Annotated in this window: 19 protein-coding genes; 8 read left to right on the top strand and 11 right to left on the bottom strand. The window is 66.0% G+C overall.

The window, feature by feature from the left end; genetic code table 11:
• Window positions 1-16: 16 nt before the first annotated feature.
• From ACOQPH_RS00435 to ACOQPH_RS00405, 7 genes are all read left to right on the top strand, one after another.
• Window positions 17-1636: a choice-of-anchor R domain-containing protein gene (locus ACOQPH_RS00435; RefSeq protein ID WP_420622804.1), complete on the top strand. Its 1620-nt coding sequence runs from the start codon at window positions 17-19 to the stop codon at window positions 1634-1636.
• Between the two features lie 265 nt (window positions 1637-1901).
• Window positions 1902-2774, top strand: coding sequence for an XdhC family protein (locus ACOQPH_RS00430; protein ID WP_420622803.1), 873 nt, complete (start codon window positions 1902-1904; stop codon window positions 2772-2774).
• 146 nt (window positions 2775-2920) lie between these two features.
• Window positions 2921-3202, top strand: a complete 282-nt coding sequence (locus ACOQPH_RS00425; RefSeq protein ID WP_420622802.1) for a hypothetical protein — start codon at window positions 2921-2923, stop codon at window positions 3200-3202.
• Between the two features lie 26 nt (window positions 3203-3228).
• Window positions 3229-4122 carry an AAA family ATPase gene (locus ACOQPH_RS00420; protein WP_420622801.1) on the top strand — a complete coding sequence of 298 codons (894 nt, stop codon included), beginning with the start codon at window positions 3229-3231 and terminating at the stop codon, window positions 4120-4122.
• A gap of 42 nt (window positions 4123-4164) precedes the next feature.
• Window positions 4165-5331, top strand: a complete 1167-nt coding sequence (locus tag ACOQPH_RS00415; protein ID WP_420622800.1) for a vWA domain-containing protein — start codon at window positions 4165-4167, stop codon at window positions 5329-5331.
• A 5-nt stretch (window positions 5332-5336) separates the two neighbouring features.
• Window positions 5337-5636, top strand: a complete 300-nt coding sequence (locus ACOQPH_RS00410) for a hypothetical protein (protein WP_420622799.1) — start codon at window positions 5337-5339, stop codon at window positions 5634-5636.
• 37 nt (window positions 5637-5673) lie between these two features.
• Window positions 5674-6141, top strand: a complete 468-nt coding sequence (locus ACOQPH_RS00405; RefSeq protein ID WP_420622798.1) for a hypothetical protein — start codon at window positions 5674-5676, stop codon at window positions 6139-6141.
• A 114-nt stretch (window positions 6142-6255) separates the two neighbouring features.
• On the opposite strand, the gene ACOQPH_RS00400 is transcribed toward ACOQPH_RS00405, so the two are convergent.
• The 11 genes from ACOQPH_RS00400 to ACOQPH_RS00350 are packed head-to-tail and all read right to left on the bottom strand — an operon-like array spanning window position 6256 to window position 13333.
• A complete protein-coding gene (locus tag ACOQPH_RS00400; RefSeq protein ID WP_420622797.1) occupies window positions 6256-6618 on the bottom strand; it encodes a hypothetical protein in 363 nt (120 codons plus the stop codon).
• A complete protein-coding gene (locus tag ACOQPH_RS00395) occupies window positions 6615-6905 on the bottom strand; it encodes a hypothetical protein (RefSeq protein WP_420446348.1) in 291 nt (96 codons plus the stop codon). Before ACOQPH_RS00395 ends, ACOQPH_RS00400 begins: the two co-directional genes overlap by 4 nt.
• 1 nt (window position 6906) lies before the next feature.
• The gene (locus ACOQPH_RS00390; RefSeq protein ID WP_420622796.1) at window positions 6907-7173 is read right to left on the bottom strand and encodes a hypothetical protein; all 267 of its coding nucleotides are present in this window, start codon (window positions 7171-7173) and stop codon (window positions 6907-6909) included.
• 13 nt (window positions 7174-7186) lie between these two features.
• The gene (locus ACOQPH_RS00385) at window positions 7187-7414 is read right to left on the bottom strand and encodes a hypothetical protein (protein WP_420622795.1); all 228 of its coding nucleotides are present in this window, start codon (window positions 7412-7414) and stop codon (window positions 7187-7189) included.
• Between the two features lie 11 nt (window positions 7415-7425).
• Entirely contained in the window at window positions 7426-7677 is a 252-nt protein-coding gene (locus tag ACOQPH_RS00380) for a hypothetical protein (protein WP_420446347.1), read from the bottom strand.
• Window positions 7678-7687: 10 nt separating this feature from the next.
• On the bottom strand, window positions 7688-8272 hold the full coding sequence (locus tag ACOQPH_RS00375; protein WP_420622794.1) for an SRPBCC family protein: 585 nt from the start codon (window positions 8270-8272) through the stop codon (window positions 7688-7690).
• On the bottom strand, window positions 8272-9231 hold the full coding sequence (locus tag ACOQPH_RS00370; RefSeq protein WP_420622793.1) for an XdhC family protein: 960 nt from the start codon (window positions 9229-9231) through the stop codon (window positions 8272-8274). The genes ACOQPH_RS00375 and ACOQPH_RS00370 overlap by 1 nt, the downstream gene beginning before the upstream one ends.
• Window positions 9228-11609 (bottom strand): aerobic carbon-monoxide dehydrogenase large subunit, encoded by a 2382-nt coding sequence (locus ACOQPH_RS00365; protein ID WP_420622792.1) that lies wholly within the window; start codon window positions 11607-11609, stop codon window positions 9228-9230. Before ACOQPH_RS00365 ends, ACOQPH_RS00370 begins: the two co-directional genes overlap by 4 nt.
• Window position 11610: 1 nt before the next feature.
• On the bottom strand, window positions 11611-12198 hold the full coding sequence (locus ACOQPH_RS00360; RefSeq protein ID WP_420622791.1) for a (2Fe-2S)-binding protein: 588 nt from the start codon (window positions 12196-12198) through the stop codon (window positions 11611-11613).
• A gap of 1 nt (window position 12199) precedes the next feature.
• Window positions 12200-13075 carry an FAD binding domain-containing protein gene (locus tag ACOQPH_RS00355; protein WP_420622790.1) on the bottom strand — a complete coding sequence of 292 codons (876 nt, stop codon included), beginning with the start codon at window positions 13073-13075 and terminating at the stop codon, window positions 12200-12202.
• Window positions 13076-13078: 3 nt separating this feature from the next.
• A complete protein-coding gene (locus ACOQPH_RS00350; protein WP_420622789.1) occupies window positions 13079-13333 on the bottom strand; it encodes a hypothetical protein in 255 nt (84 codons plus the stop codon).
• Between the two features lie 157 nt (window positions 13334-13490).
• Here ACOQPH_RS00350 and ACOQPH_RS00345 point away from each other — a divergent pair, with 157 nt between their 5' ends.
• Window positions 13491-14033, top strand: coding sequence for a DUF2269 family protein (locus ACOQPH_RS00345; protein ID WP_420622788.1), 543 nt, complete (start codon window positions 13491-13493; stop codon window positions 14031-14033).
• Window positions 14034-14063: the final 30 nt, after the last annotated feature.

Genomic DNA, 14063 nt, shown 5'->3' with positions numbered 1-14063 from the left:
TGGGGGTTGACGGGAGATGATGTCGAACCAACGCATCAGTTCGGGCGGCTCGGCCCTTGGGAGGGGAGTTCTGTTCGGTCTGGCTGGTCGGGGCTTGAGCCCACGCGGCATCAGGGTGGCCTTGGCGGCGATGATGCTGGTGACGGTGCTGGCGGTCATGGCGTTGTGGTCGGCGCCGGCGGACGCGGACGAGCCCCCAGAGCCGCTGTGGTCGGCGGACATGACGGTGAGCGAGTACAGCAGCGTCTCGATCGGCGCGGCGAGCGCGGATCTGTTCTCCGATGTGGGCGGGAGCGGGGACCTGCAGATCAGATCGCTGTGGTCCTACATTCCGGGCCGTGATCTTCGCCTGGCATTCGAAGCCGACGTTGCCGATGCTGCGGACTACACCCTCCAAGTCGGCGATCTGTCCTTGGAGTTCCCACACGACAGTTCTGGTGCGAGCAGCTTCAAGTGGTACGACGTGGACGTCGACTGGCAAGACGGCCAAGTCATTCGTGTGCGCATTGTTCGCACGGCCGACATCGACGCTGTGCCAGCCGACACGCCGGTCCCAGATGTCCACACCATCAACGAGGCGCTGACCAGCACCCCGACCCAGGACGACCTAGGCGACGACGAACACACGCCGCAGGTGCTGGTCGCCAACCTGGGCGTCGGCGTGAGCGGCAGCGGCGGGATACAGCGCACCCTTGGCGCTGCTCGGTCAGGGTTTGCCCAGGCATTCACCACGGGCACCAACACCGGCGGTTACGCACTCGGTGCGGTCGGCATCCAGGTTTCGAGCTTTCCTGATGCGTCGAGCGTGGGGGACCACCTCGGGGTGACCGTCAACAGCGTCGCCAGCGACGGCGAGCCGGGCGACGCACTGTGCACCTTGACCGATCCGTCGACCTTCACGACACCGGGCGTGATCGCCTTCGACACGCCCACAGGTGAAAGCGCCTGCCCGCAACTGGCAACCGAGACCACCTACTTCGTCGTCATCGAGTGGACCGACCCGAGCGGAACCGAAGCATTTGCGCTCATCCCCCAGACCTATCCCACCGAAGATTCCGCTGCCACCGAACAAGACCCCGGCAGTGCGCAAGGCTGGTCGATAGCCGACAACGCCTACTACCTCACCGTCAACACTGACACCCGCACCTGGACCGCCTACGACGAGACCGCCAGCTTCAAAATCAAAGTGACCGGAACAATCTCGGAGCAGACCACCGACACCGACACCGAGACCGAATCTGAGGACGACCCTGAGGACGAGTCTGAGACCGAGACCGAGACCGACTCGGCACCGGTTCCGTTCACCGTCAGCGTGACGGCCGCTGCCCCGACGACCCACAACGGCACGTCGGAGTTCACCTTCGACCTCGACTTCAGCGAGAATCTCGCCCTGAGCTACAAGACCCTGCGGGACCACGCCTTCAACGTGACAGGCGGATCGGTCAAGAAAGCCCAAAGGACCGACAGGCCCAGCAACATCTCCTGGCGCATCACCGTCAAACCCGACTCCACCGACGACGTCACCGTGGTACTGCCGATCCCCAACGCCTGCGACGACACAGGCGCCATCTGCACCGACGACGACAGGAAACTGTCCAACCGTATGGAGTTCACGGTCAGCGGTCCAGACCAATAGACCACCCACAGATCTCGCACTGCCTCCTCCCAAGTGGCGGTTGAGCGGGCGTGGCTGACCTGCATTTTCTGGCGTTGCTCGTGTTCGCCGGGACGGGACTGGCCGGTGACAGGGATCCCTGATTTGGGGGATTGTGTCGGTGCTGAATCACTCCGAGTCTCTACAAGACCCGGTGTGATTCAGTAATGCGGACGCAGCGATGGTTGGCGCCGTGTGACGATCCGCCTTCGGCTTGGCCGCCCGCTGCGCCAGGTACGTTTGCGCCGTGTACGGCATTGCGGTGAGCGTCACGGCCTGCCTGCGCGGGGGCACCCGGGTTGACGTGGCCTGGAACCTGGATACTTCCCTCACGCCGCGATTCGACCCCGCGGATGCCGTCGGTATCACCCCCGGCGGCGGCAAGCTCGGCACGCTCCTAGGCGGGGCCCTCGACAGTCGCCTCATCGAGTTGGCCTCAGCGAAGCCGACGAGCGGGCGAGTCGTCGAGATCGAGCTGGACGCCATCGAGAGCACCGCAGTCGGCGTCGAGGCAGGCGCGGTCGTCCGCATCCTGGTGGCGCCGGCTGACACGCTCCCCGAAGAGCTGTGGGATCAGCTGCTCGAACGCCAGCGTGTCACCCTCGTGGCCGAACTCGACGGCGACATGGTCACCGCCACCACGATCTCGGTCGACGGCACCGCAGACCGCTCCGTCGTGTTCAAGCCCGACTCGGTGGTAACGACGTGGAGCCCGCGGCCGACCCTGGTGGTGATGGGATCGGGTCCCATGGCCAACGCGGTGGCGGAGGCCGGCGACTTCGTTGGCTGCAACGTCCAGCAGTGCACCGGGCCCGAAGCCGCGATCGGCCTGGCCGGCGCCCTGTCCCCGCTCGACGGCATCGTCGTGATCGGCCATGACATCGAGGCAACCGGCCGCGTGCTGTTGGCGGCGGTGAACTCGCGGGCCGGCTACATCGGCTCGGTGGGTCCGCAGCCGATCCAAGCGGTGAGGCTCGACTGGCTCGCCTACCGGGGTGTCACCGACACCGACCGGATTTTCGCGCCGGCCGGCATTGACATCGGCGCTCGAACACCGAGCGAAGTCGCTGTCTCGGTGCTCGCCGAGATGATCGCCGCACGTGACCAGCCGCCGTCCTGAGAAGCAGCGCCCAGAGACGCACCTTCGGCTGACGAACGTCTTGTTTCCCGCCCTTGTTCGCTGCGCACACGGGCCGCTCGGGCCACGGCTTCGCCTCTCGAGTGCTCGAAGATCGAGTTCTGCCGCCCGCGGCTACCATCGACCCAGTGACGTCGACGGATCCGATCCTGACGAATACAGACCCGAACGCCGAGCCGCTGCCTGTCCCCGAAGACATGTGGCAGGGCACCGACGACGTCGGTCTGGATGCTGACTGCAGTCCCACCAAGGTGTGCCGCAACGCGCGTGACTTCACATTCGACGGCATCGCTGAAGACGACGAGGACCTCGCCACGTCATGGCGGAAGCTGCTTGAGCGCGAGGGCAAGTCATCCCCCGACGGCACCTCAGTGCGCGATCTGGTCCTCGGTCCGAAATCAGGAGACTGAGGCCGGCGAATTCCCGGCTGCACACGGTGAGCGACCAACCCCGCGACGACGCGCCGGCGACTGTTGCCGACCTGCAGGCACAGCTTCGTTCGTCTGGCTACTTGGCCAGCCGCGGCCTGGCCACGGCAACCCTGATCGGGCTGCGGCTCGGTCGACCCATCCTGCTTGAGGGCGAGGTCGGCGTCGGCAAGACCGAAATGGCCAAGTGCCTCGCCCACATCGGCGGGCGGCAGCTCATCCGGCTCCAGTGCTACGAGGGCATCGACACCCACCAGGCCCTGTACGAATGGGACTACGCACGGCAGATGCTCCACGTCCGGGCGCTGTCGGAGAGCGAGCTCTCAGATGCCTCGACGGTCAGCGGCCTCTACAGCCCTGAGTTCCTGATCGAACGCCCGCTCCTCGCGGCGGTCCGGGCCGGAAGCAAAGCCGTGCTCTTGATCGACGAAATCGACCGTGCAGATGACGAATTCGAGGCGTTCCTCTTGGAGCTGCTGTCAGACTTCCAGATCACGATTCCCGAGGTCGGCACGATCGCCGCCGACGACCGACCGGCCGTGGTGCTGACATCGAATCGCACACGGGAATTGCACGACGCCCTGAAGCGAAGGTGCCTGTATCACTGGATCGGCTATCCCACCTTCGAAGAAGAAATCGAGATCGTGGGTTTGCGTGCGCCTGATGCGGTCGAGGCGCTCGTGCGCAAAGTTGTCGCGGCGGTCCAGCGACTGCGGGACATGGACTTGGTCAAGCTTCCCGGCGTCGCGGAGACACTGGACTGGGTGGACGCGCTCGGCGTGCTGGGCACCTCCGAGCTCGACGCTGCGTCGGCAGCCGACACGCTCGGCGCGGTCATCAAGGATCGCGACGACCTCGAACTTGTCGAAGCCGAGTTCGACAGAATCGTTGCCGATGCTTGACATCGGTGTCGTTGCCGATGCCTGACATCGATGTCGTGGCCGATGCCTGAGACGGGTCCTGGGGCCGCACACGAGGCTGGCTCACCGTCGCTGGAGATCGTGGCGCGGCTCGTCGGATTCGGCCACGCGCTGAGAGACGAGGGCCTGCCGGTCGGCTCCGATGACGTCGTCATGTTCTGCTCAGGGGTCGCCGAGCTCACACCCAGCGACCTCACCGACGTCTATTGGAGCGGCCGAGCGACCCTCGTGCATCGCCGCGAGCACCTGCCGGTCTTTGACGAGGTATTCCGCCGCTATTTCATGGGCCTGCGGTCGCCCCGCTCCCCCGAACCCGAACCGCACGAACCGGTGACACAAGGACTGAGCGGCACGCTGCAGGTTCCTGACAGCGAACCTGGCGAGCAGGCCGGCGATGACCGACCGATGGTGCTCGGACTGCAGGCATCGGGGGTCGAGATCCAGCGTGACAAACGATTCGCCGAGTGCACGCCCGACGAATTGGCAATGCTGCGGCGGATTATGACACGGATCGGGCTGGAGCCGCCTCGACGCCGTACACGACGGCGGCAGCCGGACCCGTCGGGCTCGCGGCTCGACATCCGGCGCATGGCCCGCGAAGCCATGCGAATCAGCCACACCGCACCCGATCTGCGCCACCTGTCTCGATCACTGCGACCCCGGCCACTCGTGCTCATCTGTGACGTCTCGGGTTCCATGGCCGACTACTCGCGCAACCTGTTGCAGTTCGCGTACTCGATGCGCCGGGCAGCCCAGAAAGTCGAGGTCTTTTGTTTCGGCACCCGGCTGACGCGCATCACGCCGGCGCTGGACCGACGCAACCCGGACGACGCGATGAAGCTCGCTGCGGGCCGTGTGCTCGACTGGGACGGCGGCACGCAGATCGGCAAGTCGCTGGACACCTTCGTCCGCAAGTGGGGTCGCAAAGGCCTCAGCCGGGGCGCCACCGTCGTTGTCTGCTCCGACGGGCTTGACCGCGGAGACCCCGCCGTGCTCGCCGACGCAATGGAACGCCTCAGTCGGCTCTGCCACCGGATCATCTGGATGAACCCGCTCGTCGGCGACGACATCGATGTCCCACCGAGCACGCTCGCCATGTTGGTCGCGGGCCCGTTCATCGACACCCTCGTATCCGGACACGACCTGGCCAGCCTCGAGTCCTTCGCCGCCAAGCTGCCTCACATCGGCTGATCGGTATGAGCAAGTGGAGCGTCTCCATCCAGGCAGAGGGCGACCGGCCCGTCGAACTCAGCGAGGTTGTGGCGCTTGCCGACGCGGTCGCGCCGCTCGGCGGCATCGCATCGGGCGTCGGCGCGATGGCGTACGGCGCTCAGATCGTGATCGAGGCCGAAAACGCCGACATCGCCGTCGAAACGGCAATGGAGGCCTTCGCCGCGGCCGTCGAGACCGCGAACCTTCCGGCCTGGCCGATGACGCGTGCTGAAGTGATCGGCGAGGACGAGTTCGAGGTCGGCGACTCAGGATTCGACGAATGATCCGGCCCAAGTGTCCGGCCCAGATGATCCGCCCCAAATGATCCGACTGGGCTCGCTCGCCGGTTACCCATTCGAGGGACCCAGGGTGCTCGGCGGCTGGACGCCGCCTGCAATTGCGGCCGTGTTCGCGATCCTGTACCGAGCCGATCCCGACGGCCGACCATACGACTACGCCGTAATCGACGTCGACCACGCGGACAACCTGGCTGCGGCCGGGCTGCCGTTCGGCCACCCGCGCGCCAAGTGTTGGGAGCGGCGCGCCGCCAACAAGTGGAACCTCCACATCTGCACCTATGAGGTCCCAGGCGGGTTGCGCTCGCATCGCGAACAGATCGTCCGCGAGTTGGTCGCCATCTACCGACCCGGCTGCGCGCCCGAACAGTTCGACCAGGTTTGGAAGGACGAGTGGATCGGCAGCTACCGAGCCCCCACCGCTGGACCGCTGACCACTACACGCAATCCAAGCGGCTCGACAGAGCGGAACCCCGGCTCTGGAGTGAACTGATCTTCGGCAGGCGAGCGCGTGAGCGAACCGGCACAGATGCCCGAATTGCGCAGACGGCAGGGAACTCTGCGACGTTGAAACAAGTACCGGTTCAGAACGGCGTCAGGCGCTGCGCTATTCGGGGTGGTAACCGACGGCGTCGTGGAGCCGGCTGCGGCGCGTGCCCATTGCCGGCCGGGCCGGCACAGGCTCGCGAGGCTCGGGCTCAGGCTCATAGGTGGCGCCAGCCACGATGCCTTCGGCCATGCCGTACAGCAGCGGCAACGCTCCCGCGATGACGCCGCCGGTGTTGTTGATGCGCTCGACACCAGGCTCGACGGCTTCGGCGTCTGCCTTGATCTTCCACACGATCTGCGAGCACTCTTCCAGCAGCCCAGCGATCCGGGTCAGCTGACCTCCCACGATGAACAGGTAAAACGCCAGCCCGGCAATGAACAGTCCGATCAGGATGACGGAGAGGACTACGAGCGTCGTCATGAGCGCACCTTGTCGAGGACACGGCCCAAGAACAGGTGGTGTTCAAGGCCTTCGGTTAGGACCGCATCGACTTGAGCGGCGGTCTCGCCGATCAGGGCAGTGTCGGCGGTGTTGGCAGCCGCTCGTTCGAGCGTGTCCTTGATCGTTGCCACCCGCTGCTCGATCGTCCGCACAAGCAGCACGAGCATCGTGAGCAGGACGACCACAGCGATGATCACGACGAAGCCGCCGATGATGACCCCCCACCAAAGGTTTTCTTGGGTGTCGGTCAGAGCCAGTAGGTCCATCTCAGCCTCCTAACCGGGCCCGACCACGCTTCAGGCCGGCGACGATTGTCGATGCCGCCTCGATCGTGGTGTTCAATTCCGCCAGCGACGCCGTGTTGGTGACCGCGTCTTCCAGCCCGGCGTTGATCTCCGATGCCCGATTGCCGATCGAACGAGCCAGCATCAGGATCGGCACGACGAGCGCGACCACCGCGATCACCACGACGATGCCGATGACGTAGCCGATTGTCCACCCGGTTGTCGACTCTTGAGCGAGTAGCAGTATCACGGCATTCCCTCCCTCAGATCGATTCGCAGAAGTCCCGCACGGGCTTGAGCGTCGCATTCACCGACGGCAACACGGTCGGGACTGTCGAGGTCTGGTCGGCGATGACACCAACACCGCCCGCGACCGCCACGAGCGTGCTGTGGACCGCCCGCAAGTGGAGCGCCACTCGCAGCAACCCGACAGCGGCAGCCACGATGATCAGGCCGCCGATGATGACAGTGACCCAGGCAACAGCAGGCATCAGAACTCCCTTCAGCCCAAGAGCTTCCCGACCGAACCGGCGTAGCGCACCGCACCGTCTGCTACCTCTTCGATCGTCTCGTCAGTCGTTGCAAGCAGATCGCGCGTGGTGTCGAGTTCTCCGATGACCGCCACGCCCGCAGTCAGGATCTCGTCGCTGGCTTTGCGGATCCGCTCGATGGCAGCCAGTACCCGGTTCAGCAGTGCGACCGCCACCGGCACTACCACCAGCAGCAGAATCAGGTTTCCAATCCACCAGAGCACAACAGCCTCCTCAGACGGCCTCGGGGCGGTAAGGCAGGGCGAATCGACGTAGGACGCGCGCGAGCCCCATGCGCGCGGCGCGCACACCGATGGCAACGCCGCCGGCGGCTTGGGCTTGGCTGAGGGGATCGGGGTCACGGCCCGCCGCGATCGCAGCCAGTCGGTTCTGCACGTTGGCGGCAAAATCGTTCAGCAGCACTGCGGTGATGTCGCTCACCAAGCCACGCCCATACTGCGCGGCCGGCCCGGAGAGCTGCAGATCCATGGCGACGTCGACGGTGGTGCCGTCCGCAGCCGGGGCAAGGCTTACGTCGAGTGCGAGCGTCGCTTCGCCCCGGCCCTTGCGATCGCTGCCGCTGGCGGCGACGGAGATGGTGCGGGCCTCAACGTCGCGGTGGGTGATCTCAGCGCCGCCGTCGAAATCCATCTTGATCGGACCGAGACCGATGGACACCGTGCCGCCGAAGCGATCGTCTCCCAGCTCGGTGGTCAGCTCCGTGCCGGGCAGGCACGCGGCAACCTGCGGGACGTCACCGAAGAAGTCCCACACAGCCTCCAGCGGCTGAGCGACCCCGAACTGATTGGTGATCTCCATCAGGCGACTCCCTGTTCACGCGCATAGGCCGTCCGGCACCTTGCACAGCAGAAGTAGAAGACCTCGTCTCCCACCTCCAGTGAGACAGCAGCCGGATCGATCTGGACCGTCATGCCGCAGACGGGATCGATAGCCGTGGCTGTCGTGGGCGCTTGGGGGGTGACCGGGGCAGCGAACGCACCCTGTGCTCGCAATTGCACCAGCTCGGCCAGGATCGACACAGCGACCTCTTTGTGAGAAGTGCTGCCGAGATCCAGTCCTGCCGGGACCCGTAAGGTGCTGAGTTGGGCTTGGTCGGCCCCCTGAGCAACGAGCAGCGCACGCACGCTCTCTCCCCTGCGGCTGGACGCGACGAGGCCCACATAAGCCGGAGCCGCCTTGAGCGCGCCCCCCAGCACGTCTTCGTCGCCGTGTCCTTGGGTGGCGACGACGACGATCGACTGCGGTGTGAGCAATCCCTCGCTGAACTCGGAGCCGGTGACCAGCTCGACACGCCAGTCGAGTTGACTGGCGAGCGCCGACAGGGTCGTCGCCATCGGCGAGCTTCCGACGATCACCAGGTGAGGTTCGGCCACGACGGGCTCCAGATAGATCTGCAAGGCGCCTTCGCTCTGGCACGACATGGCCACCGCGGTCGTGCCTTGGGGGAGATCGCCGAAACGATCGCTCGCGCCGAGCGCCAGCAACCGCGGCGTCCCGGCTTCAAGCGTTGCGATGGCCTCCCGGATGAACACCGGCTCAGCGCACGCGCCGCCGATCCAGCCGTAGATCTCGCCCGAGGCCGTGTAGATGGCACGAGATCCCTGCTGCCCCGAGGTCGGGGCTTCGCGCCAGACAACCGTTGCCAACACGAATGCCTCACCGCTGCGTGCGAGTTCGATGGCCTGTTCCAGGACGCCCCAGCCTGCGACGGCCCCGCCCTCGACGGCCCTGTGCTCGGCAAGAACGGGTTCGCTCACGGCTCTGTCTTCACCGGCGGTGCGCCGGAGACGTCGTGACGCTGGGTGATGGCTTCATAGACCCGATCAGGCAGCAGCGGCATGTCGATATTGCGCACGCCGGTGTCGGAGATCGCGTCCATGACGGCGTTGACGAACGCTGCAGGACCGCCGACGGTGGCGCATTCCCCGACGCCCTTGGCCCCGATGGGATGGTGCGGGCACGGGGTCACCACCTCGTGCAGCTCGAAGCCCGGTGTTTCCCAAGCCGTCGGCAGCAAGTAGTCCATGTAGTTGGAGCCGATGCAGTTGCCGTCCTCGTCGAAGGTGATGAATTGCATGTTGGCCATGGCATACGCCTCGGTGAGGCCGCCCATGATCTGGCCCTCGACAATCATTGGGTTGATGCGCACACCGCAGTCGTCCACGGCCACCACCCGCAAGACGTCCCACACGCCGGTCTCGGGATCGACCTCGACGGTCGCGATGTAGCAGGCGAACGGCCACGTCAGGTTGGGAGGGTCGTAGTAGGCGTTGTTCTCAAGGCCCGGCTCCATGCCGTCAGGCATGTTGCTGTAGGCGGCAAATGCGCAATCCTGGATCGTCACGCCTCGGTCAGGGGCGCCGCGAATCGAGAACCGCCCGAGTTCCCACTCGATGTCCTCTTCGGACACCTCCAGCAGGTGAGCGGCAATCTTGCGGGCCTTGGCGCGGATCTTGCGCGACACCATCGCAACGGCCGCCCCGGCCACGGGGGTGCTGCGCGATGCGTAGGTCCCCATGCCGAACGGGGCCGTGTCGGTATCGCCCTCCTCGACGAGCACATCTTCGGCCGGGATACCGAGTTCGTGGGCGACGATCTGTGCCCAGGTGGTCTCGTGGCCTTGACCCTGGGACTTGGCACCGGTGCGCAGCAGCGCCTTGCCGGTCATGTGCACCTTCAGCTCGGCGGAGTCGAACATCTTGATTCCCAAAATGTCGTATTCCCGGCTGTTGCCGGCCCCGAGGGGCTCGGTCATCGTCGAGATGCCGATGCCCAAGAGCCGGCCCCGCTTGCGGGCATCTTCCTTCTGCCGCAAGAAGTCGTCGTAGCCGATCGCCTCGAGGCCGAGGTCGAGGCACTTCTGATACTGGCCGGAGTCGGTCAGGAACCCGTAGGGAGTGCGATGCGGGAAGTCGTCGTCTCGAACCAGATTGATCCGGCGGAACTCGGCCTGGTCCATGCCGAGGTCGTCGGCGGCGGCTTGCACCATGCGCTCCTGGAAGTACATGGCTTCGGTGACCCGGAAGGAGCATCGATACGCGACGCCTCCCGGCGCCTTGTTGGTGTAGACGCCCTGGGCGGTGAGGTGGGCAGCCGGGATGTCGTAGCAGGCAAACGCCGAGTGCATCAGGCCGATCTTGAACTTGCTCGGCTGGGCATCGGAAAAGAACGCGCCATGGTCGGAGTCGGTGTGCATGCGCACGCCCAGAATGCGGCCGTTCCGGCGCAGCGCCATCTCGCCCTTGAGGTAGATGTCGCGGCCGAATCCGGTGGAGATGAGGTTCCCGCTCTTGTCCTCGATCCACTTGACGGGGCTTTCGAGCAGGATCGAAGCCAGGATCGACACCACGTAGCCCGGATACACCGGCACCTTGTTCCCGAAACCGCCGCCGAGGTCGGGAGAGACGATGCGGATCATGTGCTCGGGCAGCTCGGCCACCAGTGCCACTGCGGCCCGGATGATGTGCGGCGCCTGGGTGGTCATGTACACGGTGAGTTTCGAGGTCGCCCGGTCGAAGTCGGCGATGGAGCCGCAGGTCTCGATGGGCGACGGGTGGGAGCGCGGGTAGTGCATCTCGATGGTCGAGACCTCGTCGGCCTCGGCGAAGGCCCGATCGGTGCCCACCCGGTCGCCGACCTCCCAATCGAACACCACGTTGTCGTTCTGGCCGGTCTTGTCGTCGCGGATCAGCGGCGCGTCGGGGGCCAGCGCCTGGGTCGGGTTGACGATGGGCGGCAACGGTTCGTAGTCGACGATGATGGCTTCGCAGCCGTCCTTCGCGATGTAGGGGTCGTCGGCGACGACACACGCGACCTCCTGCCCCTGGAATCTGACCTTGTCAGTGGCGAGGACCGCCTGGGTGTCGTACGACAGCGTCGGCATCCACGCCAGATTCCGTGCAGCCAGCATGTCGCCTGTGAGCACGAGGCGAACGCCGGGGATCGCCCAAGCGCCGCTGACATCGATGGACCTGATTCGAGCGTGCGCCAAGGGGCTGCGGAGGATCTCCATGTGCAGCATCCCGGGCAGGGCGATGTCGTCGATGTAGTTGCCCTTGCCGCGGATGAAGCGGTTGTCCTCGACCCGGCGCCGGCTGGCGCCGAGGCCGCCGATCTTGATCTCGTCGAGCGCCATCTCAGCCCTCCTCTCCGGCCCCGTCGCCGGCGGCACTGCCACCAGCATCCGGGTCGTCGCTGTCGGGTGCGGCGCCGCCTAGCTTGGTGGCGGCCCACATCACCGCCTTGACGATGTTCTGGTAGCCGGTGCAGCGGCACAGGTTCCCGGACAGTGCCCAGCGGATCTCGTCCTCGCTCGGGTTCGGGTTCTCCTCCAGAAGGGCCTTGGCGCTGAGCATCATCCCGGGGGTGCAGAAGCCGCACTGCAGACCGTGCTCGTCCTTGAAGCCTTCCTGGATCGGATGCAGTTCGCTCGCCGTCGCAAGGCCTTCGACGGTGAGGATCTCATGACCGTCGGCTTGGACTGCGAACATCGTGCAGCTCTTGACGGGCACTCCGTCGTACAGCACCGTGCATGCGCCGCAGTTCGTCGTGTCGCAGCCGGTGTGGGTCCCCGTCAGTCGGAAGCCGTTGCGCAGCAGGTGTGCCAGCAGCAGCCGCGGCTCGACGTCGGCAGCACGCCGTTCGCCATTCACGGTCAATTCCACCCGGCGAACCGGCACGTCGTCACCAAAGCTCGGCGGGACCTCTTCGAACAACGTGCTCATGTCAGGCCGCCTTCTGTCCAGACCGCTGAATTTGCGCCCCGAGGCGTCTCACGAATGTCGCGACGACGTGGCGCTTGTAGTCGGCGCTTCCCCGGTGGTCGGAGCGCGGCTGGGCCGCTTCGGCGGCGAGCTGAGCCGCCGCATCGACGGCGTCGCTATCGAGCGACGTGCCGACCAAAGCCGCCGCTGCGCCCGAAGCGTTGATGGTGGCAGGCCCGACACCGGTCAGCCCGATGCCCGCCCGAGCAACACTGTCGCCCGACATCTCCACCGAGACCGCCACGCCGACGGTGGCGAAGTCGCCGACACGGCGTTCAAGCTTGAGGTAACCGCCGGCCCGGGTCCCACGCGCTGGCGGAACCACCGCCTCGACGGCGATCTCGTCGGGAGCGAGCACCGTCTGGAACGGACCGTCGATGAAGTCGTTGACCGGAATGGTCCGTTGCCCGTTCGGGCCTTGGGCCACGATGGCTCCCTCCAGCGAGACCATCACCGAGGCCCAGTCGCCCTGCGGGTCGGCGTGGCACACCGAGCCGACCAGCGTCCCTCGTGTGCGCACGAGCGGGTCGGCCACAATGGGGGCCGCCGCAGCGATCGTGGGTTGATGATCGCCGAGCGTTGCCGATTTCTCGAGATCGGCGTGACGGCACAGCGCACCGATGCGATAGGTGCCATCGGCATCGGCCCGGTGGTAGTCGAGACCACTGACGCCGTTGATGTCGACGAGCATCGCCGGGGCGGCGAAACGCAGCTTCATCATCGGGATGAGGCTCTGGCCCCCCGCAAGGATCTTCGCCTCGCCATCAGCAGCGGCGAGCAGGGCTATGGCCTCGGCGAGTGTCGAGGGGGCTTCGTAGCGGAAGCGGGATGGATACATACCTCAGCCCCCCGTCGACTGCCCACCAGGTCCCTGCGGATCCGGCACAGCTCGCGGCATCGCCTCGGCATCGGGATCGGGACGTCGCTCCTGGTGGGGCGGCCAAGGCCCTTGGACCGGCTGTCCGGCGACCTTGAGATAATCGACAATTTGCGGCCACGCCCAGATCGTCGGGCCGGGGCCCTCGCGGGGCGTGCCCTCGATGACCTCGTACAGCCTCGGGTTGCCAGCACTATGGCCTGATGACTCGATCGGCATGGACTCCCCTTCCCCCGGAGATCCGGCCGTGTCTCTGCGGCACTGTGAACCTACCACTGACGGTGCTGGTGGCAAGAACGAAGCCCGATCGGCGGGCTTCACGTCTCGCTCGGCTACCCGCGCACCCATCGACCCGTGGGCACGGAATACTCAGGTCATGGATCACAACGCTGTGAGTTCGCTGCTGGCCGCCGGATTCAACTCAGGGCCATATCAAGTGCTGCTGGTGACTCATTTGCTCACCGCCGGTTTCGGATTCGGCGGCGCAGCGATGACTGCATTTGCAACACGCCGAACCATCAATGACGCGCTTGAGGACTCCCCCGAGTCGAACGAGCCCGTGTACCCAGCCGCAGCGGCGGTGGCGCAGCGATCCAACCGCTACGTCCTGACTCGCTTCGCGGACGTGTCGGTCTACGTTGCCGGTCTGGCGGGTTTCGCTGCGGTGTTGCTCGACGATCGCTGGGACTTCCGCCAAGGCTGGGTCACGATTGGCTTGGTCCTCTATTTCGCCTGGGTGGCCCTCGCGCACGGGGCCGTGCGGCCCACGACGCAGAAGCTGCTCGCAGCACTCGACGCCGGCAACAGCGAGCCAGCGGTGATCAGTGGCCTGCTTCGTCGCTGGCGAACGCTCGACGCAATGGCGAGCCTGGTCGTCGTGGCGGCAATCGCGGTGATGGTGACCAAGCCCGGCCTCTGAGCCCGCCGTCTCACAGCGACGCCGTGATCG

The sequence above is a fragment of the Candidatus Poriferisodalis sp. genome (genome assembly GCF_965221945.1).
GTDB lineage: Bacteria > Actinomycetota > Acidimicrobiia > Acidimicrobiales > Poriferisodalaceae > Poriferisodalis.
The sequence above is the reverse complement of the archived record's forward strand: the minus strand, read 5'-3'. Positions and strand labels throughout refer to the sequence as shown.